This window comes from Bradyrhizobium sp. BEA-2-5 (assembly GCF_032918025.1).
Classification (GTDB): domain Bacteria; phylum Pseudomonadota; class Alphaproteobacteria; order Rhizobiales; family Xanthobacteraceae; genus Bradyrhizobium; species Bradyrhizobium pachyrhizi.
This window is the reverse complement of record NZ_CP136629.1, coordinates 1,052,449-1,078,575: the sequence shown is the minus strand read 5'-3', so window position 1 is coordinate 1,078,575 and position 26,127 is coordinate 1,052,449. Positions and strand designations below refer to the sequence as shown.

The 26,127-nt window shown below is 65.2% G+C and carries 20 protein-coding genes and 1 pseudogene; 10 read left to right on the top strand and 11 right to left on the bottom strand.

Annotation, left to right across the window (positions count from 1 at the left end):
- Positions 1–947: 947 nt before the first annotated feature.
- Complete coding sequence (locus tag RX327_RS04900) at positions 948–3,551, top strand: MASE1 domain-containing protein (protein WP_050386304.1); 2,604 nt, start codon at positions 948–950, stop codon at positions 3,549–3,551.
- 86 nt (positions 3,552–3,637) lie between these two features.
- Here the strand turns inward: RX327_RS04900 and RX327_RS04895 are convergent, their stop codons facing one another.
- Together RX327_RS04895 and RX327_RS04890 are read right to left on the bottom strand one after the other, a co-directional pair.
- A complete protein-coding gene (locus tag RX327_RS04895) occupies positions 3,638–4,255 on the bottom strand; it encodes a LysE family translocator (protein ID WP_050386303.1) in 618 nt (205 codons plus the stop codon).
- A 14-nt stretch (positions 4,256–4,269) separates the two neighbouring features.
- A complete protein-coding gene (locus RX327_RS04890) occupies positions 4,270–4,896 on the bottom strand; it encodes an FMN-binding negative transcriptional regulator (protein ID WP_317249639.1) in 627 nt (208 codons plus the stop codon).
- 97 nt (positions 4,897–4,993) lie between these two features.
- On the opposite strand from RX327_RS04890, the gene RX327_RS04885 reads away from it, so the two are divergent.
- Positions 4,994–6,508, top strand: coding sequence for a PLP-dependent aminotransferase family protein (locus tag RX327_RS04885; RefSeq protein ID WP_050386301.1), 1,515 nt, complete (start codon positions 4,994–4,996; stop codon positions 6,506–6,508).
- A gap of 13 nt (positions 6,509–6,521) precedes the next feature.
- Here the strand turns inward: RX327_RS04885 and RX327_RS04880 are convergent, their stop codons facing one another.
- Both RX327_RS04880 and RX327_RS04875 read right to left on the bottom strand, forming a co-directional pair.
- Positions 6,522–7,034 carry a DUF1465 family protein gene (locus RX327_RS04880; protein WP_317249638.1) on the bottom strand — a complete coding sequence of 171 codons (513 nt, stop codon included), beginning with the start codon at positions 7,032–7,034 and terminating at the stop codon, positions 6,522–6,524.
- Between the two features lie 575 nt (positions 7,035–7,609).
- A complete protein-coding gene (locus RX327_RS04875) occupies positions 7,610–7,801 on the bottom strand; it encodes a DUF1192 domain-containing protein (protein ID WP_016845225.1) in 192 nt (63 codons plus the stop codon).
- A 265-nt stretch (positions 7,802–8,066) separates the two neighbouring features.
- Here RX327_RS04875 and metG point away from each other — a divergent pair, with 265 nt between their 5' ends.
- From metG to RX327_RS04860, 3 genes and pseudogenes are all read left to right on the top strand, one after another.
- Entirely contained in the window at positions 8,067–9,746 is a 1,680-nt protein-coding gene (metG, locus tag RX327_RS04870) for a methionine--tRNA ligase (RefSeq protein WP_050386300.1), read from the top strand.
- A gap of 69 nt (positions 9,747–9,815) precedes the next feature.
- A pseudogene (locus tag RX327_RS04865) lies at positions 9,816–10,810 on the top strand (NAD(P)H-quinone oxidoreductase).
- A 120-nt stretch (positions 10,811–10,930) separates the two neighbouring features.
- The gene (locus RX327_RS04860) at positions 10,931–13,807 is read left to right on the top strand and encodes an EAL domain-containing protein (RefSeq protein WP_317249637.1); all 2,877 of its coding nucleotides are present in this window, start codon (positions 10,931–10,933) and stop codon (positions 13,805–13,807) included.
- 32 nt (positions 13,808–13,839) lie between these two features.
- Here the strand turns inward: RX327_RS04860 and RX327_RS04855 are convergent, their stop codons facing one another.
- Positions 13,840–14,781, bottom strand: a complete 942-nt coding sequence (locus RX327_RS04855; protein WP_283089494.1) for an IS110 family transposase — start codon at positions 14,779–14,781, stop codon at positions 13,840–13,842.
- A gap of 229 nt (positions 14,782–15,010) precedes the next feature.
- Positions 15,011–15,289 carry a hypothetical protein gene (locus tag RX327_RS04850; RefSeq protein ID WP_028333678.1) on the bottom strand — a complete coding sequence of 93 codons (279 nt, stop codon included), beginning with the start codon at positions 15,287–15,289 and terminating at the stop codon, positions 15,011–15,013.
- Positions 15,290–15,404: 115 nt separating this feature from the next.
- Between RX327_RS04850 and RX327_RS04845 the strand changes: the two genes are divergently transcribed.
- Complete coding sequence (locus tag RX327_RS04845) at positions 15,405–16,898, top strand: sensor domain-containing diguanylate cyclase (RefSeq protein WP_317249636.1); 1,494 nt, start codon at positions 15,405–15,407, stop codon at positions 16,896–16,898.
- Between the two features lie 246 nt (positions 16,899–17,144).
- Here the strand turns inward: RX327_RS04845 and RX327_RS04840 are convergent, their stop codons facing one another.
- From RX327_RS04840 to RX327_RS04825, 4 genes are all read right to left on the bottom strand, one after another.
- The gene (locus RX327_RS04840) at positions 17,145–19,178 is read right to left on the bottom strand and encodes a DEAD/DEAH box helicase (protein ID WP_317249635.1); all 2,034 of its coding nucleotides are present in this window, start codon (positions 19,176–19,178) and stop codon (positions 17,145–17,147) included.
- Positions 19,179–19,518: 340 nt separating this feature from the next.
- Positions 19,519–19,866, bottom strand: coding sequence for a hypothetical protein (locus RX327_RS04835; protein WP_050382266.1), 348 nt, complete (start codon positions 19,864–19,866; stop codon positions 19,519–19,521).
- A 178-nt stretch (positions 19,867–20,044) separates the two neighbouring features.
- Positions 20,045–20,731 (bottom strand): haloacid dehalogenase type II, encoded by a 687-nt coding sequence (locus tag RX327_RS04830; protein WP_050382268.1) that lies wholly within the window; start codon positions 20,729–20,731, stop codon positions 20,045–20,047.
- 36 nt (positions 20,732–20,767) lie between these two features.
- The gene (locus RX327_RS04825; RefSeq protein ID WP_050382270.1) at positions 20,768–21,382 is read right to left on the bottom strand and encodes a CGNR zinc finger domain-containing protein; all 615 of its coding nucleotides are present in this window, start codon (positions 21,380–21,382) and stop codon (positions 20,768–20,770) included.
- A 176-nt stretch (positions 21,383–21,558) separates the two neighbouring features.
- On the opposite strand from RX327_RS04825, the gene RX327_RS04820 reads away from it, so the two are divergent.
- The 4 genes from RX327_RS04820 to RX327_RS04805 are packed head-to-tail and all read left to right on the top strand — an operon-like array spanning position 21,559 to position 24,611.
- Positions 21,559–22,254 (top strand): alpha/beta fold hydrolase, encoded by a 696-nt coding sequence (locus RX327_RS04820; RefSeq protein WP_050382272.1) that lies wholly within the window; start codon positions 21,559–21,561, stop codon positions 22,252–22,254.
- 33 nt (positions 22,255–22,287) lie between these two features.
- A complete protein-coding gene (locus tag RX327_RS04815) occupies positions 22,288–22,887 on the top strand; it encodes a TMEM175 family protein (protein ID WP_028333685.1) in 600 nt (199 codons plus the stop codon).
- Between the two features lie 40 nt (positions 22,888–22,927).
- Positions 22,928–23,782, top strand: a complete 855-nt coding sequence (locus RX327_RS04810; protein WP_050382276.1) for an alpha/beta fold hydrolase — start codon at positions 22,928–22,930, stop codon at positions 23,780–23,782.
- A gap of 31 nt (positions 23,783–23,813) precedes the next feature.
- The gene (locus RX327_RS04805; RefSeq protein WP_050382362.1) at positions 23,814–24,611 is read left to right on the top strand and encodes an SDR family oxidoreductase; all 798 of its coding nucleotides are present in this window, start codon (positions 23,814–23,816) and stop codon (positions 24,609–24,611) included.
- Positions 24,612–24,737: 126 nt separating this feature from the next.
- On the opposite strand, the gene RX327_RS04800 is transcribed toward RX327_RS04805, so the two are convergent.
- Positions 24,738–26,039: a sorbosone dehydrogenase family protein gene (locus RX327_RS04800; RefSeq protein ID WP_317249634.1), complete on the bottom strand. Its 1,302-nt coding sequence runs from the start codon at positions 26,037–26,039 to the stop codon at positions 24,738–24,740.
- Positions 26,040–26,127: the final 88 nt, after the last annotated feature.

The window sequence follows — 26,127 nt, the reverse complement described above, 5'->3', positions numbered from 1 at the left end:
TGGTTTCGACGCAATCGACGTAGGATTTGTAGGTGAGGTTGTCTCGGCACGTCGACGAGAACGGTCCGTATGTTTGTCCGCCCGCCGACTCGCTGCACCCGACCCAAGGGTCCTTGCCATGCGGGAGGCTCGATTCGCAGCCACCGTTGCAATTGCTCGCGACTTTCTCCAGCGCGGCAATCCTGCCCAGCACGGAATCCGGCGCCGGCGACGGCGCTCGAGCGGTTGACGACGACGTCTGGGTAGTTCTCGATCTCCGGTGAGATACCCCCGTGGTCACCACCTGTGTCGCACGATTTGGCCTTGCCACCGGCTTCGGCGCCTCGACCGTGATGGAAGGAAGCGGCTTGGCTGGGTCTGTTTGCGACGCTGCCGGGCCGCACAGCCAGACAGTTGACAACACGGCGACGGCTGAAGGCGCGACAAGGCTCGACGGCAATCTCATGACATAGCCCTCCCAAATCCGGGACGGAAATGCCGTCCCGACGAGGGCACGGTACCATATAGCCCGAGTTTTGCTACCTAGGGTTGACGATAAATCTCCCAGTGTCTCACGATCGACATCGACATGGCGGCGAGAGAACGCCGACCGCTCGCACCTTTCCGGCGTCTGCTCCCGGCCCAAAGCCGAGCTCGAACGGCTCTTGCCGATATTCGCCTTTTGACCCGAAGCGGTTACTTGAACGACACCGACACGCGGTGGGATCGGATCGATTTTGCAGGCCCACGCCGTTAGGTCAACGGTTCTGCCCCATGGTCTCTTGTTCAGAAGTTGCCGGCGCCCCCTACTCTCGATCCAGCGGCCATGCTTTGGTCAAAACTGCGTTGAGTGTTTGGCAGGGTCATCGACTTGGAGAAAATACGATCGCCCTCCTTCGGGTGACATGGAACCGGGTGCCAGGTCGTTCCCTACCGCATTTTTGAGGTGCCCACCGCAAAGGCTTGTGATGGAACGGGCAAGGTTCGATAAGGCCGGGATTTTCGCTTTTGGCGATGCTCGGAGCGCTGTGACCTACTCGGTCGAAGTTTTTATCGTCACCGCGATCTACGGGAGCCTTGCGGCCTCCACACATTTCCTTCCCGCTATCAATCCAGCCGCGACACCGCTGTGGCCGCCAACCGGGGCTGCGCTCGCGCTCATGCTGCTGCGTGGCTACCGGATCTGGCCCGCGATCCTGGTGGGCGCTGTCGCGCCTTACCTGATGACCGACCGATCGCTCCTGGAGTTTGTCGCCGCCGGGATCGGCTGCCTCCTTGCTGCATTGGCCGGAACATGGCTGATCGGACGCTGGTCGAACGGACGCCAGACGTTTGCCACGCCATCCGGTGTCGCAAAGTTTGCAGGCATTTCCTTTGCGCCGACCGCGATGATCGGTTCATTCACCGCTTTGGCCGGATTCATCTTCGTCAACGAACCGAGCTTTCCCGATTCCATCGCCGCCGGGCTGACCTGGTGGCTTGCCGACGCAGCCGCGACCCTGCTGATTGCTCCGGTCATCGTGCTCTGGGCGATGATGTCCTTACGGATTTCCTCCAGGTGGGATCTGTTGGAATCGATCGCAGTTATCGCTCTCGCTGGTCTCATTGGGATCGTGGCCTACAGCCCGCTCATCGGCAGTGACCTCGTCAGCGACGATCTCAACGTGCCGTTGCCGCATCGCAGCCTGCTGGGCTTTCTGGCTTTGCTCCCGTTGATCTGGACCGGTCTGCGCGGCAATCGATGCACCGCGGCTACGGCTGCGCTCATTTTCACCGGAATGGCAGTCTGGGGGTTCGCGTTCGGTCATGATCCATTTCCGAAAACGGATCCGAACGGAGCGTTGTTGTCGCTGCTCGTGCTTTCGATCAGCGTATCGGCGCCCCCTCTTGCCCTGGCTGCGGCAATTGCCACGCGTCAGACCACGGAAGCCCATCTGCTTTCCGTGCAGGACCAACTGAACGGTCAACTTGAACGGAACGCCTTGGCGCTCGACAGCATCAGACGGCACTTCCAAACCCTTATCGAAGGCGTCGTCGACTATGCGATTTTTGCGCTTGATAGAGAAGGACACGTTACGAGTTGGAATAGCACCGCTCAAAAAATCATCGGCTACACCTCGGAAGAAATCATCGGCAAGCATTTTGGAATATTTTATCGGCCGGATGAACGCCGCGCGGGTTCGCCAACACACGCGCTGGAGACGGCAATCGAAAGAGGCAAGTACGACGTCGAGGGTTGGCGCATCAGAAAGAATGGTACGCCGTTCTTCATCACGGGCTCGGTCTCGTCGAGCCATGATGACTCAGGAAATCTGATCGGCTTCATCAGCATTCTGCGGGACGCAACCGAGCGACGCGACGCAGAGGAGAAGCTGGTTCAGGCGCGCGAACAGCTCGCGATGTCGCAGAAGATGGAGGCAATCGGCAAGCTGACCGGCGGAATTGCACACGACTTCAACAATCTATTGATGATCATCGGAGGCAGTGCCCAGATTTTCACTCGCCTGCTTGATCCAAAACTGCCCAAGGCAATTGAAGCCATACAGACCGCGGCCAAACGAGGCGAAAGCCTCACACGCCAATTGTTGACATTCTCTCGCCATCAGCATCTCAGCCCGACGGTCGTCGATCTGAATGCGTCCATCAAGAACATGCGGACCATGATCGAGAGCTCGCTGCGCGGGAACATCGTGTACAATGAGAACGTCGGCGAGGGTGTCGCGTCGGTCAAGGTGGACCTCGCCGAGCTGGAACTTGCGATCGTCAACATCGCCGTTAATGCGCGCGATGCAATGCCAAGCGGCGGCACGTTCACCTTATCCGTCCATGCGGTGACCGCGAACCAGGAAACCGGCGGCGATCGCCGCGCAAAGGCTTTCTTTGCGATAGCGCTTGGCGATACCGGCACCGGTATTCCGCCAAACCTGCTGTCCAAGATGTTCGATCCGTTTTTCACGACCAAAGAGGTCGGCAAGGGTACCGGGCTCGGCTTGTCCCAAGTCTATGGTTTCGCGCACCAGGCCGGCGGCACGGTGACGGCGGACAGCAAGGTTGGACAGGGAACAACGATTACAATCTACTTGCCGTCCTGCGCAGACGAGCAAATCACCAGCAAAGAGCTGGCCGCCGCCAGAACAAGAGCAAGGCAGCCGCAGCGGCAGACGGTTCTCGTTGTCGACGACAGCCCCGAGGTGGCGGATGTGACATCTTCGCTGTTCGAGCATCTGGGCTATGACACGATCTATCGAGATTCGGCCGAAGCGGCGCTGAAATTGCTCGAAGCCGGTACAAAGATCGATCTCGTCTTCAGCGATATCGTCATGCCTGGGACCATCGATGGCGTCGGGCTCGCGAGAGAAGTCAGGTCGCGATACCCCGGTTTGCGCATCGCCCTTACAACCGGTTACAGCGATGCCGCAAAAGCGGCTCCGCCAAGTCTAAGGATCCTCCGCAAGCCGTTCGACACCGACGCACTGAGAGATTTTATCCACGATCTTGCGCCGCCACGACCACCGCGATCATCCGGCACGTCCATGACGTCAGACACGACTGAAGCCTCGCGCAGAAATTGACCGGTCGCACCATTGCAGAAGCAGCTCGTCGCGCAGCTTGACGAAGCGTTGATCCGCACCATCACTGCTGGTGGACATGACTGCTTCTAGCGATCCTGGAAGGCTAGCCGCGCACCGAGCGCGACCATGATGCTGCCGCCGATCCGCTGCATGATGCGCTGCGACGTCTTCGAGCGCTGCAGCCTCGACATCACGGCGCTGGCGAAGAACACGCAGACGATGTCGACCGCGGAGAAGGTCAAGTTGACTGTTGTGCCGAGCAGAAACAGCTGGGCCCAGACCGGCAGGCTGGCCGACGCATCGACGAATTGCGGCAGGAACGCGAGGAAGAAGATCGCCGTCTTCGGATTGAGCACCTCGACGACGATGCTTTGCGCGAAGGCGCGCTCCGCGGAGAGCGGGGCAAGTGTGGGGCGCTTTGCAGTGTCGCGGTCGCGGAACAGCGACAGCCCGAGCCAGACCAGGTAGGCCGCACCGGCAAGCTTCATTGCCATAAACAACGGCGGCACCGCATGAAACAGCAGAGCGAGGCCGGCCGCCGCGGCGACGACATGGACATAGCCGCCGAGATGCAGCCCGAGCGAGGCCATCAGCCCCGCGCGCCGGCCGCCCGCCAGCGTGCGCGCCGCGGCGTACAGCATGGCGGGACCCGGGATCAGCGCGAAGGTCGCGGTCGTGATCGCGAAGGCGAGGTACAATTCCATCGGGCGCTTTCGTCTCAACTCGCCGGGATCATCGCGGCGACCTCGCGGTCATGGGGATTGTCGCTTGCCTCAAGCCCTGCGATGACGCTGGCGCGATCCTCGAGCTTGCGGTTCTGGCTCATCTTCTTCTTGGCGTCGATCCGCGTGATCGGCATCCGGAAGCCGACGATCCCGCGCAGCTGCGCCTTGATGAAATCATCAGGCGCGTCGCTGACCTGCCAGACTTCCGGACGCGCATTCTCGTGCAGCTCGGTCAACCGGGTCACGACGTCGAGCAGACGGTCGGCATCCTCGAAGAACTCGGCCGCGCCATAGGCGTGGACAGCGACGTAATTCCAGGTCGGCACCACCTTGCCGTGCTCGGCCTTGGTCGCGTACCAGGACGGTGTCACATAGGCGTCGGGACCGCTGAAGATCGCCATCGCCTCGCCGATCGCGGGCAGCTTCCACTGCGGATTGGGCCGCGCGACGTGACCGTACAGCGTGCCGTAGTCGCCCTCGTTCTCATTGAGGATCAGCGGCAGCGGCGTGCCGATCAGGCCGTCGGCGGTTGCGGTGACCAGCGTCGCGAGCCGCGACGCCCGCATAGCGGCGTGGACCGGACCGAGCTCATCCATCCTGAAATGCGGCGGCAGGTACATGGTAGACCTCTGGTGGACCTCATCAATTGCTGCTCGCACCATAGCGCTGAAGTGGCCTATGATAAGAGCCACTTTCGATCATCTTGATTGGTCCACTATGCCCCGCCTGCGCGCCACCATCAGCATCCCTTCGCTCCGGGCCGTCGACCGCGCCGCCGGACAGGTCGGGCGCCAGATCGCGCAGGCCCTGCGCGCCGCGATTGCGAGCGGCGAACTGAAGGCCGGGGAATTGCTGCCGTCGACGCGCGCGCTGTCGGCCTCGCTCGGCGTTGCGCGCGGCACGGTCACGGAAGCCTTCGAGCAGTTGCTGGCCGAGGGCTATCTGGAATCGCAGGTCGGTGCCGGCACCCGCGTCGCGCCGACGCTTGCCGAACAGGCTCGGCCCGTCGTGGTCCATCGCAAGCCGAACAAATCAGCGCCGATCCGGTTGCCGCCGCGCGCGGCGCGGCTTGCCAAAGTGGCGGCGGCCTTCACGCCGATGCCGGAAGTCCCGTTTGCGATCGCGGTCCCCGGCGGCGCGGTCGCGCCCGACGACCATTGGCGCCGCCTCGGCAACCGCGTGCGCGCATCGCGCGCGGCGGCGCCTGCGAGCTATGGCGATCCGCGCGGCTTGACGGAGCTGCGGCAGGCGATCGCCGACTATGTGCGCAAATCCCGCGCGGTGCATTGCGAGCCCGAGCAGGTCGTGATCACGGCCGGCACGCAGCAAGGCCTCTATCTTGCCGGCCGTGTGCTGCTGTCGTCAGGCGATCGCGTCTGGGCCGAGGATCCCGCCTATCCCGGCATGACCGCCGTGCTCGACGAGCTCGATCTCGTCACCACGCGCGTATTGGTCGATGCGCAGGGCATCGACGTCGATGCCGCGATCGCCGCGTGCCCGCACGCACGCGCAGCTTTCGTGACGCCGTCGCATCAATATCCGCTGGGCATGCCGATGAGCATGGCCCGCCGCAATGCGCTGGTGGCGTGGGCGCAACGAAGCAATGCCTGGATCGTCGAGGACGATTACGACAGCGAGCTGCGCTATGCCGGGCATCCCTTCCCGTCGATGCAAGGCCTCGCCCCATCGCGGGTGATTTATCTCGGCACGCTGAGCAAGGTGCTGTTCCCCTCGCTGCGGCTTGGCTACGTCGTGGCGCCCGCGCCGCTGATCGACGCCTTCGCCGGCGCGCGCGGGCTGCTCGACCGGCATTCGCCGACCGCCGATCAGCACGTGCTGGCGGCCTATATGCGCGAGGGGCTGTTCGAGGCGCATATCAGGCGCATTCGCGGCGTCTATGCCGCACGGCGTGCGACGCTGATCGCGGCGCTGACGCGTCACATGCCCGACGACGTCACGCTGCAGCCGAGCGACCAGGGCATGCATCTGCTGTTGTGGCTACCAGAGCGCTTCGATGATGTGCAACTGGCAAAGGCAGCGCTTTCCGCAGGCATCGTCGTGAGGCCGATTTCGACGATGTATAAGGCAGCGGCGCAGCCTGGCCTGATGCTCGGCTTCGGCGGCTTCGAACCGGAGGAGCTGGAGGCAGCCGCGATCAGGCTGCGGCGCGTGATGGATCAGCACACGTCGCCGCGGCGGACCAAGCCACGCCGCGCGGACGCGTCACACTGATTTGCTGTCCGGATTACTGCTCGAACGCCGCCTTGAGGCGGTTGAGCTGCGGCACCAGCGGGTTGCCGATGGTCGAGCGATCCGGCGCCGGCGCATGGATCGTGGTGTCGAGGCGGCGGACGCGCGCCTGCAGATCCATCGAACGGGCGATCAGCTGCTGCAATTGCTCGGGCAGCTTGGTCACCATGTCGGCCGGGCCGGGATCGGCCGCGGTGAGCTTGACCTTGGTCTTCTCGCGGTTGGCCTGGCTCAGCGTCATCTCGCCCTCCTTCACTGCGCGATGCAGCAGCAGCCAGGAAGCAAGCTGCATCAGGCGCGTGGTGAGGCGCATGCTCTCGGTCGCATAGGTGAGGCTGACGGCGCGATCGAGTGCCTTGGCCTCGACGCGGCCGGCGCCGTCGAGATAGGCGGCGGTCTCTTCGACGAGGTCCATGCCTTCACGGAACAGAGCGCCGAACGCCGCAGAATTGGTCAGCCGTTCACTGAACAGTACAAGCCCGGCTTCGCTCTGGGAACGATCGGCCATGGTAAACGCCCTCACACCACCGTAACGCCCGCTGGCATCTGACGCGCCGGCTTATGATGAACAAATCATTGCGCGGGCGCGCCGAAGAGTCCAGCCGCAACCGGATTTATGGTTTCCAGCCGATAGGACCGCACAAAAAAGAGCCGCCGTTTCCGGCGGCTTTGAAAGTTGATAACAGGGAGGCGTCAAACAGAGTGGACAGGAGCCACTCGGTGTCCAAACGAGGACAGTGCAGTCATAATCGAGAAAGCTTAACCGATCGTAAATGAACGGATTTCTTGACGCTTTGTTTGCCATGTCGGCCATTGACCTAGTTTGGGACAGGCCTCTTCTTCCCCCTGAAAAGGGGGAAGGTCGGATGGAGGTCAACCGCAAGCGACGGCGTATTTGGAGAGAGCTGATCCCCACCCGCTTTGCTCTGGTGAGCAAAGCGACCTCCCCTTTTCAAGGGGAGGTAGAGCAGCGTAGCTCCGGATGGAGCGCAGCGAAATCCGGGAACGGTCCATCCGCGGATAGCGCGGCCCCGGATTGCGCTTCGCTCCATCCGGGCTACGAGGACCGAGTGATGTGGCGACCTACGACTTGAAGAACGCGTTGGCGGCGTCCTTCGACGCGCGCTTCTTCGTCATCGCTTCTTTCAGGCGATCGACTTCGGCGTTGAGCAGCGCGATGCGCTCGGTCAATTCCTCGACCGACAGCAGCGAGAGATCCTGTCCGATCTCGTGGCTGATTTTCTTCCGCGGCCGGTCCTCATCCTCAATCGGCATGTGTCTTCCCCGCGATGCTGATCTGGCGCCCTGCGCCCAGCGATGATAGATATCCGTCCAGAGGAGAATTTTGCAGTGACTTTCGTGTGCGCGCAACATCTGACGCGAATGCCCCGGCCCGACCGCAAGGAGTCTGACCGGACGGGATAGTTGCGCGCCTGCGCGCGAGGCATGAGCCGACCCCAAGCCCTTCCGATCATGCGGGAGGGCTTTTTGATTTTTGATTGTCCGGGATCGGCATCACCGAACGTGAAAGACTGCACCCATGACCAGGATTCTCATCACCAGCGCGCTGCCCTACGTCAACGGCGTCAAGCATCTCGGCAACCTCGTCGGCTCGCTGCTGCCCGCCGACGTCCACGCCCGCTTCCGCCGCCAGACCGGCTGCGACGTGCTCTTCATCTGCGCGACCGACGAGCACGGCACACCGGCCGAGCTCGGCGCCATCGAGGCCGGACAGGATGTCCGCGCATTCTGCGCCGCGCAGCACGCCGTCCAGGCCGACATCTACCGGCGTTTCGGCCTGTCCTTCGATCATTTCGGCCGCACCAGCTCGTCGCACAACCATGCGCTGACGCAGCACTTCTATCGCCGGCTCGATGACGCCGGGCTGATCGAAGCACGCACCTCGCGACAGGTGTTCTCGCCCGCCGACCGGCGCTTCCTGCCCGACCGCTACGTGCTCGGCACCTGTCCGCATTGCGGCGACGCCGGCGCGCGCGGCGATCAATGCGACCATTGCGGCACGCTGCTCGACCCGCCGGACCTCATCGATCCCCGCTCGGCGCTATCAGGCGACCGCGCGCTCGAGATCCGCGACAGCCGTCATCTTTGTCTGCGCCAGTCGCAGCTGGTCGACAGCATCGGCGCATGGATCGACAGCCGCACCGGGTGGCCGCCCTTCGTGGTGTCGACCGCGAAGGGCTGGCTCAATGCGGAGCTGCGCGACCGCTGCATCACCCGCGATCTCGCCTGGGGCATCGCGGTGCCGCGCGACGGCTTCGACGGCAAGGTGTTCTATGTCTGGTTCGACGCGCCGATCGGCTACATCGCGGCGACACAGGAATGGGCCGACGCCGCGCCTGGCCGCGACTGGCGGCAATGGTGGTGGCAGGCCGATGACGTCAGCTACATCCAGTTTCTCGGCAAGGACAACATCCCGTTCCACACCGTGAGCTTTCCGGCGACGCTGATCGGCTCCGGCGAACCGTGGAAGACCGCCGATGTGATCAAGGGATTCCATTGGCTGAATTACGAGGGCGGCAAGTTCTCGACCAGCAGGAAGCGCGGCATCTTCACCGATGCGGCGCTGGAGGAATTGCCGGCCGATCTCTGGCGCTGGTGGCTGATCGCCAACGCGCCGGAGAGCGCCGACACAGATTTCAGCGTCACCCGGTTCGTTGCCGATGTGAACAAGGATCTCGCCGACATCTTCGGCAATCTCGCCAACCGCATCATCAGCTTCGCGCATCGCGCCTTCGACGGCCGCATCCCGGATGGTGGCGCTCCCGGCGATGCCGAGCGACAACTCGCGCTTGAACTGGAGCTGCGCATCGCAGCGCTGCACCGCCATCACACGGCGCTGGAGTTTCGCGCCGCTGCGGCCGCGACCCGCGCGATCTGGGACACCGCGAACGCTTATCTGCAACACACGGCACCCTGGACCGCCATCAAGTCCGATCCGGTCCGCGCGGCGGTCATCACCCGCGTCGGACTCAGACTCGTCGCGCTCAGCGCCACGCTGGCGTGGAGCATCGTGCCTCACCTCGCGGCGCGCGTGCTCGGCGCGCTCGGTCAGAGCGATGCCGTACCGCACTGGCCCACTGGCCCACTCCTTCCGCTGCTCGATCGTGGCGCGGGCACGCCGGTCGCAAGGCTCGGGCCGCTGGTCGAGAAGATCACGCCTGAGAGAGCCGGTCAGCTCGCGGCGCGGTTCGGGGCTTAATGGCGTTTCGCTTCGGTGGAAAAGGCGGTATGCCATCCGCCAATCCTCTCCATTGACCAGGGACCAGCCATGCCAAATCTGCCCGCGCAAATGACCGTCGTTGCCATCAGCAAGCCGGGTGGCCCTGAGGTGCTGGTGCCGGAGACCCGCGCGGTGCCGGTGCCGAAGGCCGGCGAGATTCTGGTCAAGGTCGAGGCCGCGGGCGTGAACCGGCCTGACGTCGCGCAGCGCTCCGGCGCGTATCCGCCGCCGCCCGGCGCCAGCGACCTGCCGGGCCTCGAGATTGCGGGCGAAGTGGTGGCGGTCGGCGAAGGCGGCACAAGGTCGGCGACAAGGTGATGTCGCTGGTCGCCGGCGGCGGCTATGCGCAGTACTGCATCGCCCAGGATGCCCAGGCGATGAGCGTGCCGCCGGCCTTGTCGATCAAGGAAGCCGGCGCGCTGCCGGAAACCCTGATGACGGTCTGGCACAACGTGTTCGAGCGCGGCGCGCTCCAGGCCGGGGAGACGCTGCTGATCCACGGCGGCTCGTCCGGCATCGGCACGATGGCGATCCAGCTCGCCAAGGCGTTCGGCGCCAAGGTGATCGTCACCGTCGGCTCGCAGGACAAGGCCGATGCCTGCCTCAAGCTCGGCGCCGATCACGCGGTGAATTACAAGACCGAGGATTTCGTCGAGGCGGTGAAGAAGGCCACCGGCGGCAACGGCGCCGATGTCATCCTCGACATGGTCGCCGGCGACTATGTCGATCGCAACTATGATGCCGCGGCGGTCGATGGCCGCATCGTCCAGATCGCGTTCCTGTCGGGAGCACCGAAGGCCACGGCCAATTTTGCCAAGGTGATGGTCAAGCGCCTGACCCATACCGGCTCGACGCTGCGTCCCCGTACTAATGCGGACAAGGCGGCGATGGTGGCCGCGATCGAGGCGAAAGTGATGCCGCTTTTGCGCGAAGGCCGCATCAAGCCGGTCATGGACAGCGCTTTCCCGCTGGAAAAGGCGGCGGATGCCCACCGGCGCATGGAAACCAGCGCACATATTGGCAAAATTGTGTTGGCGGTTTAACCCTCGCGCCGGAAGCAGGGGCGGAAACCCTTTGATTCCCTTCGCTTTCGTGTCATTTATCGCGCCACCGCCGGGCCGGTCGCCGGGCCCGGTCAGTTTGTCGATCGCGGAGTACTGACATTGCGTCTGATCAGGTGCCTTGCGCTGCTCGCGCTGGGCCTCATGATGTTTGCCGCCGCGCCTGCCGCGTATGCGATCGACGCGGTCAGCGTGCGCAGCGATGCGCCGGCGATCGATTTGACGGCGGTTCTCGAGCATCAGCGCAGCGATGCCGATCGCATCCAGGTCTCCACCGCGCCCGGCACCGACGGCATCGTCCGCCGCATCGAGGTGCGCGCCCGCGAAGGCGGGCAGAACTGGGTGGTGTTCGCGCTCGCCAACAACACCGACGACCAGCTCGACCGCCTGATCGTCGCCCCGCATTATCGCATCGTCTCCTCGGGGCTGCTGTGGCCCGACCTCGGCCTGTCACGCATCGCGACCATCACGCCCTCGATCGGCGACCGCCCGGAACGTCAGGAAAGCGCCACCGCCGACGTGTTCCGCATCACGCTCGACCCCGGCGCCGTCGTCACCTTCGTCGCGGAGCTGCGCACCGACAAGCTGCCGCAGCTCTATCTGTGGGAGCCGGAATCCTACAAGGACAAGGTCAATTCCTTCACGCTCTACCAGGGCATCGTGATCGGCATTTCCGGCCTGCTTGCGCTGGTGCTGACCATCCTGTTCGTCGTCAAGGGCAGCATCATGTTCCCGGCGGCCGCGGCGCTGGCCTGGGCGGTGCTGGTCTATATCGGCGTCGATTTCGGCTTCTGGGGCAAGGTGCTCGACATGTCGAACAACGCCGAGCGCATCTGGCGCGCGGCGGGCGAGGCCATCCTCGCGGCAACGCTGCTGGTGTTCCTGTTCGCGTACCTCAATCTCAGCCGCTGGCACGTGCGCTATTCCCACATCACGATCGGCTGGCTCGCCTTCCTCGGCTCTCTGGTGGCGCTGGCGCTGTTCGATCCGGCGGTGGCCTCCGGCATCGCGCGCATCTCGCTGGTGCTGATCGCCTTCGCCGGCTTTGCGCTGATCGTCTATCTCTCCACCCACGGCTTCGACCGCGCGGTGCTGTTGATCCCGACCTGGTTCCTGCTGGTGGTCTGGGTGGTCGCGGCCGGCATGACCGTCGCGGGCTCCGTCACCAACGACATCGTCGGCCCAGCCCTGCTCGGCGGCCTCGTGCTGATCGTGATGCTGATCGGATTCACGGTGATGCAGCACGCCTTCGCCGGCGGCGGCGCCACCACCGGCATCGTCTCCGACATCGAGCGGCGGGCGCTGGCGCTCGCCGGCTCCGGCGATCTGATCTGGGACTGGGACGTGTCCGCCGACAAGGTGTTCACCAGCCCCGAGACCGAGGCCCTGCTCGGGCTCAAGCGCGGCACGCTGGAAGGGCCCGCGGCGTCCTGGCTCGAAGTGCTGCATCCGCTCGACCAGGACCGGTTCCGCGCCGCGCTCGACAGCGTGCTCGACCAGCGCCGCGGCCGGCTGGTGCAGGATTTCCGCCTGCGCACGCCGGACGGTCATTTCATGTGGTTCGCGCTGAAGGCCCGTCCGGTGGTCGGCTCCGACGGCGAGGTCTCGCGCGTCGTCGGCACGCTCACCGACGTCACCGAGTTCAAGAACTCCGAAGAGCGGATGCTTCATGACTCCGTGCACGACAACCTCACCGGCCTGCCCAACCGCAAGCTGTTCATGGACCGGCTGGGTGCTGTCGCCAACTTCGCCAAGACCATGCCGACGCTGCGGCCGACGCTGATGGTGATCGATCTCGACCGCTTCAAGCAGGTCAACGATTCCGTCGGCATCGCGGTCGGCGATTCCATCCTGCTCACCCTCGCCCGCCGCCTCACCCGCATCCTGAAGCCGCAGGACACGCTGGCGCGACTGGCCGGCGACCAGTTCGGCCTGATCCTGCTCTCGGAACAGGACCCGGCCCGCATCACCGCCTTCGCCGAGACCATCCGCAAGACCATCCGCGCGCCGATCGCCTTCAACGACCGCGAGATCTTCCTCACGGCCTCGATCGGCCTCGCCTTGTCCGATCCGCAGACGCAGCTCACGGACGAGATCATCAAGGACGCCGAGCTGGCGATGTACCACTCCAAGCGCATCGGCGGCGACCGCATCGACGTCTACAAGCCCGCCATGCGTGCGCGAAAGACCGACCGGCTGACGCTGGAGAGCGAATTGCGCCGCGCCATCGAGCGGCAGGAGATCACCATCCTGTACCAGCCGATCGTGCGGCTGGAGGATCGTTCGATCGCCGGCTTCGAGGCCCTGGCGCGCTGGGATCACCCGAAGCTCGGCCGCATGGCGCCGTCGGAATTCATCACCATCGCCGAAGAGACCGGGCTGATCGTCGACCTCGGCATGTTCGTGCTCGACCAGACCGCAAAGCAGCTCTCGGTGTGGCAGCGCGCGATGCGCTCGCGCGACCCGATCTTCGCCTCCGTCAACGTCTCCTCGCGGCAATTGCTGCGCCACGATCTGATCCACGACATCCGCACCGTGCTGTCGCGCTCCTCGGTGGCGCGCGGCACGCTCAAGCTCGAACTGACGGAATCGCTGGTGATGGAGAATCCGGAGCACGCGGCGCAGATGCTGACGCGGATCCGCGAGCTCGGCACCGGGCTGTCGCTCGACGATTTCGGCACCGGCCATTCTTCGCTGGCCTATCTCCAGCGTTTCCCGTTCGACACCATCAAGATCGACCAGTCCTTCGTTCGCACCACCAGCCGCGGCACCCGCCCGGTGATCCTGAAGTCGATCATCGCACTCGCGCATGATCTCGGCATGGACGTGGTGGCGGAGGGCGCCGAGACCGATTCCGATGCGGTCGAGCTCTACCAGATGGGCTGCGAATACGCGCAAGGTTTTGCCTTCGGCGAGCCGATGGACGCCGATGCGGCGACCCGGCTCCTCACCGAGGAACGGCTGGAAGCCGCGAGCTAGCTCTTGTCGTCCCGGCCTTGAGCCGGCAACTGTTATGTCGGCTTGGTCTGCAGGTAGGGCTTTCTGTCGCGCATCATGGCGTTGAGGACCGTTAGGAGCTTCCTGGCAACGGCAATGAGAGCGAGCTTGGCTGGTTTGCCGACCTGTCGCAGCCGCGCGTAGAAGGCCTTGAATGGATCGGCCCGACGAACCGCGTTCAGAGCCGCCATATAGAGGGCGTCACGAACGCGCTTTCGGCCGCCGGCGATCTTGCGTTTTCCACGGAAGGCGCCGCTGTCGACGTTGAAGGGGGCAAGGCCCGCGAGCGCGGCGATCTGCTTCGCTCCAACATGTCCAAGTTCCGGCATCTTCGCGATCAGCTGCATGCAAGCCACGGGACCCACGCCCGGCAGTGAGCGCATCAACCGCGCATCGTCCGCGATCTCCGGCTCGGCCTTGGTCAATGCGTTGATATCGGCCTCGATCTCGGCGATCTCGCCGTCGAGAACCTCAATGAGCCGACTGATCCGTTCGGCCATGGCGCGGTCGTCGGCCTCGCTGCGCCGGTTCTTCTCCTGCGCGCGCATGAGAACCAGTTGGTCCCGCCGTTTTGCAAGCCCTGCCAAAGCGTTGCGGGCGGGATTGGCGGCCCGCTCGGTTGCCGGCTGCATGACCCGGCCAAAGGCCGCCAGCATCCGTGCATCGATCGGATCGGTTTTGGCAAGTTGGCCGCTGGCCCGCGCAAAATCGCGAGCTCGAGCCGGATTGATCCGAGCGAAGCGGACACCGGCCTGGCTTAGGGCCTCGCGAAGCGCGAGGTCATAGGCGCCCGTGGCCTCGAAGACGACCAGCGCATCGCATCGCCAACGCGCCACCTGCTGTGTGATGGCCTGTGCCGCGTTGGCGATGCGCCTGGACACGCCGTCAGCTTCATCAAAGATATCGAGATGCTTCTTGGAGACGTCGATTCCGACATAACGAGGGGGTATGATCACGGTGCCTGTCCCTGTGATGCGAGGTCTGTTGGCGCAGCCTCGTGCAACTGTTCAGGTTGGTAATGGAACGGGCGGGAGGCCGAGCCGGCTCACGGCGTCAAGCGCCAAGGACCCAACGGCTTCCCGCCCAACCCATCATGACAGACTTCCAAGACACAGGGACCCATTCGCCGAGGCCCATCCATGACGCGCTGGGGCCAGTTGCCTTCGTAACGACAACGCCCTGTGGTTATGGGTCCCGGCGTTCGCCGGGACGACGGTTGGGCATTCGCTTGAACTTGACGCTCTTGCCGTCGGCCTGGCGGGTGGCGATGTAGCCGGCCTCGAGGCAGGCCTCGCGCTGCGGCATCCTCTCCTGCGGGCTGCGCAACGTCTCCCACCACGAGGCCCGGTGCGCGGCGCGCGGCAGTGCCGCATCGATGATCGCCTCGATCTCCTCGAAGGTCAGCACGAATTCAGGCAGATGCTGCTTCTTCAGATAATCCCGCAATGCGTCGTAGTCGTTCACAACGTCCTCGATGACAAAAGTCCGGCAACCACCCGTTAACCCATTCGGCGGCCGCTGTCGCCATTTAAGGCGACAACAAGATTTCCCGTTGCATGACGACGCATTGGAGCGGGACATGTCATTTCGACGGGGAAACGACGCAAGGCGGCGCTGGCGGCTATCGGCAAAGCTGCTGATCGCGGCGTCGGTTGCGACCGTCCTCGGCTTTTCCGCGGTCTGCGCCGGCGTGATGTTCGACATGCGCCGCGGCGAGGAGCAACTGGCCCGCCGCACCCTGGAGAATCTGGCGTCGGGCATCGAGGCCGATATCAGCCGCAACATCGAGCTCTACGACCTGTCGCTGCGCGCGGTCGCCAGCAATCTCGAGATGCCGGAGATCCGCAATATCAGCAAGGAACTGCGCCAGCTGATCCTGTTCGATCACGCCGCGACCGCAAAACATTTCGGTGCGATCCAGGTGTTCGACACCAAGGGCAATTTGACCATCGACGCGGCGAGCCTCGATCCGCGGCCGGAGAACCGGAGCGAGGAGGACTATTTCACGGTCCACCGCGACAATCCCGGAGCCGGGCTCTTCATCAGCCGCCCGATGCTGTTCCGCGGCGCCTATTCCATCGTGCTGAGCCGGCGCATCAGCGATACCGACGGCGGCTTCCTCGGCGTCGTCGCCGGCTCGATCCGCTTCAGCTATTTCCACGAATTGTTCGAGCGGCTGAACCTGAACCCTGAAGACACCATCACCGTGCTCAGGCGCGACCGCACCATCATCATGCGGCGACCGTTCGATCTCGACATCATCGGCACGAACCTCGCGGAGCAGCTGGACTGGAAGGCCGAGAACCTGAAGGCGGGCCGCGCCTTCTCAGGCAAGGGCCCGGTCGACGACATACCGCGGCTCTATGTCAGGCGCAGCAGCTCCGGGCCGCTTTACGTGGTGGTCGGCAAGCCGCTCGAAGCCGTTTTCAACCTCTGGCGCACCGAGGCCATTCGCATCGGCGCGATCATGGCGTTTCTGATCCTGTTCGTGCTCAGCGCAACGCTGGTGCTCGCCCGCGAGATCGTCCGCCGCGCCGACGCCGAGGACAAGCTCGAGGAGATGGCGACCACCGACGCCCTCACCGGCCTGAAGAACCGGCGCAAGTTCGACGGCGAGATCGAGCGCGAATGGCGCCGTGCCGGCCGTTACGGCCAGCCGGTCGCGCTCCTGATGATCGATGCCGATCATTTCAAGGCCTACAACGACACGTTCGGCCATCAGGCCGGCGACCAGGTGCTGGTCGGCATCGCCATCTGCATTTCGGATTCCGTGAGCCGCGCCGGCGACTGCGCCGCGCGCTATGGCGGCGAGGAATTCGCCGTATTGCTGCCGAACATGACCGCGCTCGAGGCCTTCAACCTGGCCGAGACCATCCGCCACAAGGTCCAGCAATGGTGCGCGGGCGAACTGATCACAACAGTCAGCATCGGCGTCGCCAGCATGCGGCCGACCGCGGGCCAGCAATGGTCCGATCTGATCGAGGCCGCCGACAAGGCGCTCTACGCCGCCAAGGCCAACGGCCGCAACCAGTCGGTGCTCGCAACCGTGCCGAAGATCGCGCTGGTGGCGTGAGGGGCCAAGCGGCTGCAAAATGCCGGGCTTCACGCGCAATAGAGTTGAACGCGGAGCTCTCTCCACATCGTCGTCCCTGCGAAAGCAGGGACCCATAATCACAGGGCTTCGTTGTCGAAACGAGCTGTGGCTCCAGCGTTACGCAGCAGCAAGCATCGGTGGTTATGGGTCCCGGGTCGCGCTGCGCTTGCCCGGGACGACACTGAGTTTGTTGCAGCGGCGAGACTGATACACACGCACGCCGCCTCAGCCCCGCCGCTTCTTCTTTGGCTTCTTGCCGAACTTCGGCTTCGCCGACACGTCCGGCCACTGCGTGTGTCCGGCGTGGCTGGACTTGCCTGGATGCTTCTTTTTCTTTCCGAACCGCGGCTCGTCGCCGGATTTCGGCCTGAAGCCTTTTCCGTCCCGATCGGATCGGAACGAGTCCCTGGATTCCTTTTTTGAAGCGTGTTCCTGACGCGAACTGCTCGCGCCTTCGCTCGAAAATGCTCTGGCGTCGCGGTCCGACGTGCCGCGCCGCTTTCCTGCACCCTCGGCGCGCGGCGCGCTGTATCCGACGCCGTCGTCGTCGCGCCAGGGCTTGCGCGCCGGCTTCTCGCGCACCTCTCCCTGCGGCGCGCCCGCCATCGGCTCGATGCGGATGCTGTCTTCCTTGTCCGGACGCTTGATCTTGGCGGCAAAAGACTCCGCGGCCCGCTCGGAAATCTCGAACTCGGTGGTGGTGTCCATGATCTTGATGGCGCCGATGTCGCGCTTGTCGATGCCGCCGCGGCGGCAGATCATCGGCAACAGCCAGCGCGCCTCCGCATTCTTGCGTCGTCCGATGGCGGCGCGGAACCAGACGGTCGCCTCCTCCATGCCATGACGCGCGGATGACTTGCCGGTCTTCGATCGCGGCCCGGCGGCACGATCATCGCGGCGCGAGGCGCGCTCACCGCGGCGATCGTCGCGGTCCCGACCGCGTCCCTCGCCGGGATCGAGAATGTCTTCGGGCGCAGGCAGCCGCGCGCGGTAGAGCCGGGCGAGCGCTGCGGCAATCGCATCGGGCGCGCGTTCGGCGAGCAAAGCCTGCGCCAGCGCCAGATCGTCTGATGTCGCCTCTTCGGAGAACACTGCATCCTGCAGCAGGCGATCATGATCGAGCTTGCGGATTTCCTCCGCCTGCGGCGCGGTGCCCCAGGCCGCATCGATGCCGGAGACATTGAGCAGCAGCTCCGCGCGCCGCCGACGTGCGGGCGGCACGAGGAGGACGCTCGTGCCCTTGCGGCCCGCGCGCCCGGTGCGGCCGGAGCGATGCTGCATCACCTCGGCGTCGTTGGGCAGATCGGCATGAATGACGAGGTCGAGGCTCGGCAGATCGATGCCGCGGGCGGCGACGTCGGTCGCGACGCAAACGCGGGCGCGCCCGTCGCGCAGCGACTGGAGTGCCAGGGTGCGCTCGTTCTGCGTCAATTCGCCGGAGAGAGCGACGACCGAAAAGCCGCGCTCCAGCAGCGCCGCCTGCAAATGCCTGACGGCATCGCGCGTGCTGCAGAACACCAGCGCGCTCGGCGCCTCGTAGAAGCGCAGCACGTTGACGACGGCGTGCTCGACGTCGGCGGGCGCGATGCGGATCGCGCGATACTCGATATCGGCGTGACCGCCTTCGTCACCGGCGACCTCGATCCGGAAGGCGTCGCGCTGATATTGCCTCGCCAGCGCGACGATGCCGCGCGGAAACGTCGCCGAGAACAGCAGCGTGCGGCGCGTCTCCGGCGTGGTCTCGAGAATGAACTCCATATCCTCGCGAAAGCCGAGATTGAGCATCTCGTCGGCCTCGTCGAGCACGACGGCGGCGAGCTCGGAGATGTCGAGACGGCCACGGCGCAAATGATCGCAGAGCCGGCCGGGCGTGCCGACGACGATGTGAGCGCCCGCCGCCAGTTCGCGCTGCTCGCGCCGCGGATCCATGCCGCCGACACAGGAGACGACGCGCCCGCCGGCATGCCCGTAGAGCCAGGCCAGCTCGCGCTGAACCTGAAGTGCGAGCTCGCGGGTCGGCGCCACGATCAGGGCGAGCGGCGCTGCCGCGGGCCCGAACTGCTCGGCGCCGTCGAGCAGGTCCTTTGCCATCGCCAGGCCGTAGGCAACGGTCTTGCCAGAGCCGGTCTGGGCCGAAACCAGGAGGTCACGGTCGACGGCGTCGGCCGCGAGCACGGCTAGCTGCACAGGGGTCGGTTGATCGTAGTTGCGCTCAGCCAAGGCGCGGGCGAGCGGCGAACTTGTGGTCGGAAAGGGCACGAGATGGGAAACCTTGACTGGTCCGGGCGCAGAACGTCGAGCGGGACGACCTGGAGCTGCGTACCCGGCAAGCGGCACAGCCGCATGACGATTTGGGGTGCTTTACGCCAAGCAGCGCCAAATCGCCATGCCCCATCGCAGAAAAGCTGGTGCGCGGATCAGGCGGGCTGCCCGATCGGGGCCGTAGGGCCGGTCAGCGCGATGGCGGGTGACGGCTTCGCCTGATCCGCAAGACCGTCCGATCGGCGAGAGCCGCCGCTACTTGCCGCCTTGGCGCATCTGAGAGGTTAAGAGGAACGAGAACGGGACAAGCACCGTCGCGGAACTCCCGGATGCGGCATCACTTCGCCTTGAGTGCCTTCTCGTGGCTCTCGAGCGCCGCTGTCATCAGCTTCGGCAATTGCGCGGCATAGACCTCGATGAAGGTGGCATCGCCGCAGGCCTCCGGCTCGCGCGCGGCCTGCTCGGCGATGCGCGCGGCCCTGGCTTCGGATTTCGCGAACATGTGCCAGAACCAGTCCGCGTTCTTGCCGAGTGCCGGCTTGTTCTTCTTGATGACGGCGGCACCGACCGCGCTCATCGCGCTGACGACGCCGGCGCCCAGCGTGCTGATGGCACGCGCGTTGAGGATGTCCTCGCGCCCTTGCGCGGTGGCGTTGGTCGCGGTCGCTCGTCCCTTGGCCGGCATGCTGTGAGCTCCTTCGATCCCTGCGGCGGATGCAGCATCGGCCGCGGAAGTTGAGGAAAGCTCAAGGGGCATGGTTGAAAACCGCTATGGATTTCATTCCGGTTTTATGCGCTTCCGAGCGATCGGACCTGGAGGGGCGTTTTGCCCTCTCCTCCGCACGGGAATCCGTCAGGTGCCGTTACCCTTTGGCGCCGTAGCGGCGGATCAGCTGATCGGCGACATCGTCGAGATCATTGCCGACGACCTGCGGCTGCGGGCCGACGCCGAGGACATCGTTGCCGGGACGCCTGATCAGCGTGGCCTCCCAGCCGGCCGCGACCGCGCCCAGCGTGTCCCAGGTGTGGCAGGCGATCAGGCAGAACTCCGAGGGCTTTGCCCCGAGCTCCTTCTCGACATAGCCATAGGCCTGGCGTGACGGCTTGTGGTGCTTGACGCCGTCGGCGGAGAAGCGCCGCTCGAACAGATCGACGATGCCGCCATGGGTCAGCTGCCGGGTCTGTACTTCGAGCAGATTGTCGGTCAGCGTGAACAGACGGAAACCCGCGGCGCGCAGCTTGCGCAGCGCGCCGGGCACTTCGCCGTGCGGCGGCATGGTGGAGAATTTCTCGGTCAGCTCCTGCTTGTCGGCATCGTCGATCCTGATGCCGCGGGTGTCGGCCAGCATCTTCATGACCGCGGCGCCGATATCGGTGAACGGCACGTAGCACCCCGCGACGGTAAGCGAGGCCGAGTACATGATGAAGTTGGCGAACCACAGCCGCATCGCGCTCTTGTCGTTGAAGATGCGCGCGAACACCGGCTCCATGGTCTCGAGGTCGAGCAGGGTTTCGTTGACGTCAAACACGATCAGGGGAAGTGCCGCCATTTTGTTGGCCTCCGTTGGTTGGTCTTTTTGCTGGTCTCAGCCCCTTTCCTTCATCCGGCTGCGGTGCGCGGCCTGCTTGGCGCGGTTGCCGCAGATCGCCATGCTGCACCATCGGCGCGCACGCGCCCGCGTGTGGTCGGCGAACATCAGCGTGCAGGCCGGGCCCTCGCACGCCTTGATGTCGGAAAAGCTTTCCTCGCAGACGACCCTGGCCATCGTTTCCCCGATCGGCAGCAGCAATGTTTCGGCCGAGCGCCAGCGCCGCGTCCGCTCCAGCGCGAAACCGTCATGGCCGTCATCGCCGTCCCTGTGGCGATGCGCCACGATCTTGCTGAACGCCTGATCGCTTTCCAGCAGCCGGTTCAGCGGCTCGAGCTCCTTGAGCGCGCGAGGCGCCAGCGGCCGGCCCATATGCTCGCGCACGAAGCCGCGGAACCATTCGCGCAGATCGCGGGCCTGACCGGCGACATCGTCGAGCTCGCCAGGCGTCGCGTGCGCCTTGATCTCGTCGAGCACATCGGGCGGCACCAGCTGCGCCTGCGCGAGCCAGCGCAACAGGCCGTCGCCGTCGCCGATCCAGTCGACCGGCGTATCGACCGGGGTCGCGATCGAATTGATGAAATCGAGGCCCAGGCTGTCTGCGATGAACATCGCGGGCGGATGGGATTGCACGGTGACGCCCTCCTGGCGGCTTCCTCAGTCGCGCCAGTAGTAACCTTATAAAATCCATTTGACAAGTTACGCACATTGGATCACAAGCGTAGTAACCTATCAAAATGTATTTTAGCGGTTACAGCCGGAATCGGCCTGAAACGAGGGAGCGGATAATGTCGAACAAGGATGTCAGGGTGGTGCTTGCGCATGGCGCGTGGGCCGATGGCTCGAACTGGGCGCGGGTGATCACGGCGCTCGATGCAGAGGGCATCATGGCGGTGGCGGCGCCGCTGCCCCTCACCTCGCTCGCCGACGACGTCGCGGCGCTGAATAGCACCCTGGACCGCGTCGCGGGCCCGGTGGTGCTGGTTGGTCATGCCTATGCCGGCGCCGTGATTGCCGAGACCCGCTCGCCGCGCGTCAAGGCGCTGGTCTATGTCGCGGCGCTGGCGCCGGATGAAGGCGAGACGGTCGCCGACGTATTCTACCGCCGGCCGCCGCATCCGTTCGCGCCGAAGCTCGCGCCCGACGCCAATGGCCTGATCTGGCTGCCGGAGTCCGCTTTCGCAGCGGCGTTCGCGCAAGGCGCGCGGTCCGAGGACCTCGCGGTGCTCGCCGCGGTGCAGCGGCCGATCTCGCCGGCCTGCATCACCGTGCCGGTCGGTCGCCCGCTGTGGAAGGACGTCCCGAGCTGGTTTCTGGTCGCCGAGGACGACCGGATGATCGCACCCGAGACTCAGCGCGGCATGGCGGCGCGGATGCAGGCGACCGTGCGTTCACATCCCGTCGATCACGCCCCCATCGTCACCGCGCCGAAGCTCGTCACCGACATCATCCGGGAAGCGGTCGAGAACGTTACAGAGCACTGACCTCTTCCCACGATTTCGGACAGGAGAGCTGCCATGCAGGAGAAACGTCTCTCGGCCGACCGGCTCGGCGCGTTTTCCGATGCGGTGATCGCCGTCATCATTACGGTGATGGTGCTGGAGCTGAAGCCGCCGGAGGGCTCGCGATTCGCCGACCTGTTGCCGCTGTGGCCGACCGCAATCAGCTACGCCGCAAGCTATCTGTTCATCGCGGTGATCTGGGTCAATCATCACCATCTGCTGCATCTGGTGCGGCAGCCGACGCCGCGGCTGATCTGGCTGAACTTCGTGCATCTGTTCGCGGTCTCGCTGCTGCCGTTTGCCACCGCGTGGGTCGCGCGATCGCACATGGCCGCCGCGCCGGTAGTGGTCTATGCGGTGATCTTCCTCTTGATCGACCTCGCCTACCTCGCCTTCGAGCGGGCCGTGCTGGCGCAGGCGGACCAGAGCCTGATCTCCGAGCGTGTGCGGACATGGACGCAGCGCCGCACCTTGCTCGCCGTGCTGGTGTTCGCGGCCGGCGCCGCCATCGCCCCGTTCATGCCGCTGCTGGGCTTTGCCACCGTGTGCTGCGCCCTGCTGCTCTATCTGCGTCCCGAAGCGATCAGCGGGCTCGCGAAGCAAATCAGATCCTAAGTCTCAGTACTCACCAACGCACGACCACAAGGAGTGACAGATGTCTCAGGTCAAATACCGCACCGCCGATGTCGACGGCTTTAACATCTTCTATCGCGAAGCCGGTTCGCCCGGCGCGCCAAAGCTGCTGCTGCTGCACGGCTTCCCGAGCGCCGGCCACATGTTCCGCGATCTGATCCCGCAGCTCGCGGACAAATTCCACATCGTGGCGCCGGATTTGCCCGGCTTCGGCCAGTCGGACATGCCGCCGCGCGACAAGTTCAACTACACCTTCGACAGCATCGCCGGCGTCATCGATCGCTTTACCGAGGTGATCGGCTTCGATCGCTTCGCGGTCTATGTGTTCGATTATGGCGCGCCGACCGGCTTCCGCCTGGCGGTCAAGCATCCGGCGCGGATCACGGCGATCATCTCGCAAAACGGCAACGCCTATGAGGAAGGTCTCAGCGACGGCTGGACCCCGATCAAGGCCTATTGGAAGGACCCCTCGCCGGCGAACCGCGACGCGCTGCGCGCCTTCCTGACGCCGGACACCACGCGCTGGCAGTACACCCACGGCACATCGGATCCGGCGGCGGTGTCGCCGGACGGCCAGAACCTCGACAACTACTACATGGCGCGGCCCGGCGCGCACGACGTGCAGCTCGATCTGTTCGGCGACTACAAGAGCAACGTCGCGCTCTACCCGGCCTTCCAGACTTACTTCCGTACCCACCAGCCGCCGTTCCTCGCGGTGTGGGGCAAGAACGACCCGTTCTTCCTGCCGCCGGGCGCCGAGGCGTTCAAGCGCGACAATCCAAAAGCCGTCGTCAAATTCCTCGACACCGGCCACTTCGCGCTGGAGACGCATGCCGCCGAGATCGCGCAAGCCATTCGCGAGTTCCTGAGCCGCTGACTCGAGCGCGCCGATCCATCGGGGAATGCACATGACCACATCCGTCGCCATCGTGACCGGCGCCAGCTCCGGCATCGGACACGCCACCGCGCTGCGGCTCGCGCGGGATTTTTCCGCCATCGTCCTCGTCGCGCGCAGCGGCGAGAGGCTGCGCGAGGCAGCTCAGGAGATCGAAAGTCGCGGCAGCACTCCGTTGGTGCTCGAGCTCGATCTTGCCGCGCCTGATGCCGCTGACGAAATCGTCAAGGCCACGCTGGATCGCTTCGGCCGCATCGACACGCTGGTCAATGTCGCCGGCGCAGTGGCGGGGCTCGATTTGTTCGAGCTGACCGATGCGCAATGGGACGCCGGCCTCGCGCTCAAGTTTCACGGCGCCAGGCGGCTGACGATCCGCGCCTGGAACGCGCTGAAAGCGTCGCGAGGCGCCGTCATCTTCACGTCAGGCAATGCCGCCATGCTGCCCCGCACCGGCGCCGCCGCAGTAGGCACGATCAACGCTGCGATCGAGGCACTTGCAAAAGCCTTCGCCGAACGCGGCATCGACGACGGCGTGCAGGTGAACTGCGTGTCGCCGGGCGCCGTGATGACCGGACGCCGCCTTGCGATGCTGGAGAAGGCCGCGGCGGCCAGGCAGGTCGATATCGACACCGCCAAGGCCGGCTTCCTCAGGCAGGCCGGCATCAGGCGGTTCGGCGCGCCGGAGGAGATCGCCGACCTCGTCGCCTACGCCGTGTCGCCGCCGGCGCGCTGGATGACCGGCACCGTGCTGCGCATGGATGGCGGCGAGATCAGGACGGTGTCGCCCGAGCTGGTGTCGATGCGCCCGTGATCACTTCGGCCCCCTGCGCGGGTACATACTTACGGTAAGTCAAGGCTAACGCTCGGTTCCAAATGAAACGGCGCGGCTTCGATCGAAGCCGCGCCGTTCAAGTCGTCTTGCCGCAAGTGCAGGCGCTTAAGCGCCCGTCACGCGCCAGATCACGTTGCCGACGTCGTCGGCCATCAGCAGCGATTTGTCCGGGCCGATCGCGACGCCGACCGGGCGGCCATAGGACTCCTTCTCGTCCGGCGCGAGGAAGCCCGACAGGATGTCGCGCGCGGGACCGGACGGGCGGCCGTTCTCGAACGGGATGAACACGACCTTGTAGCCAGACAATTTGCTGCGATTCCACGAGCCGTGCTGGCCGATCACCATGCCGTCTCCGAAGCCCGGCAGCGTGCCCGCGGGCATCCAGCACAGGCCGAGCGAGGCGGTGTGGCCGCCGAGCGCATAGTCCGGTTGAAGCGCCTTGGCGACCATCGCCGGATCCTGCGGCACGCGGTCGTCCACCGTCCTGCCCCAATAGCAATAGGGCCAGCCGTAGAAGCCGCCGTCGCGCACCGAGGTGAGATAATCGGGCGGGGTCTCGTCGCCGAGGCCGTCGCGCTCGTTGACGACGGTCCAGAGCACATTGGTGGTCGGCTCCCACGCGATGCCCACTGGATTGCGCAGGCCGCCGGCGAAGATGCGGCTGGTGCCACCTGCGAGGTCGAGTTCGTAGACCGCGGCGCGGCCTTGCTCGACCTCCATGCCCATCTCGGCGATGTTGCTGAGCGAGCCGACGCCGGCATAGAGCTTCTTGCCGTCGGGGCTTGCCAGAAGACTGCGCGTCCAGTGTCCGCCCGGCTTGAAGCTGACGAGCTTGCGTCCCGGGGCGGTGATGTGGTCGGCGTTCGCGGCGTAGGGAAAGGCCATCACGCCGTCGGTGTTGCCGACATAGAAGGTGTCGCCGACCAGCGCCATGCCGAAGGGCTGGCTGAGATTCTCCATGAAGGCGCCGCGATATTCGGCGACGCCGTCGCCGTCCTTGTCGCGCAAAAGCGTGATGCGGTTGGCGGAAACGCCGAGCGCCGCGGCACGCCGCATCGTCGCCTGCATGGCATAGTGGAACACGGAGCGCGGGGGACCGGCGATCTGCGTTGCTTCCGCGATCAGCACGTCGCCATTGGGCAGCACCTCGATCCAGCGCGGATGGTCGAGGCCGGTCGCGAACGCATTGACCTTGAGCCCGGGCGCGACGACCGGCTTCTGGTCCCTGTCCCAGCCCCGCGCCGTTGGCATCTTGAGCGTCGGGATCGCGCCCTGCGGTTTGGCCTCCGGGATTTCTGGCGCGCTACCCCAGGCCGGCGCGGGCTGCGCGCCCTGCATCCGCCGCCACGCCAAGGCGCCGGCCCCGATCGCCGCGACGACGCGGGCAAAAACTCCAGACGTGCTCATGAACTTCCCCTGTATTTGCGCCGTGTTAGCGCGCCTTGCCGGCCGGCCGCGCCCCCTGCAGCATTCGCATAATGCCGGCCCTGATGAC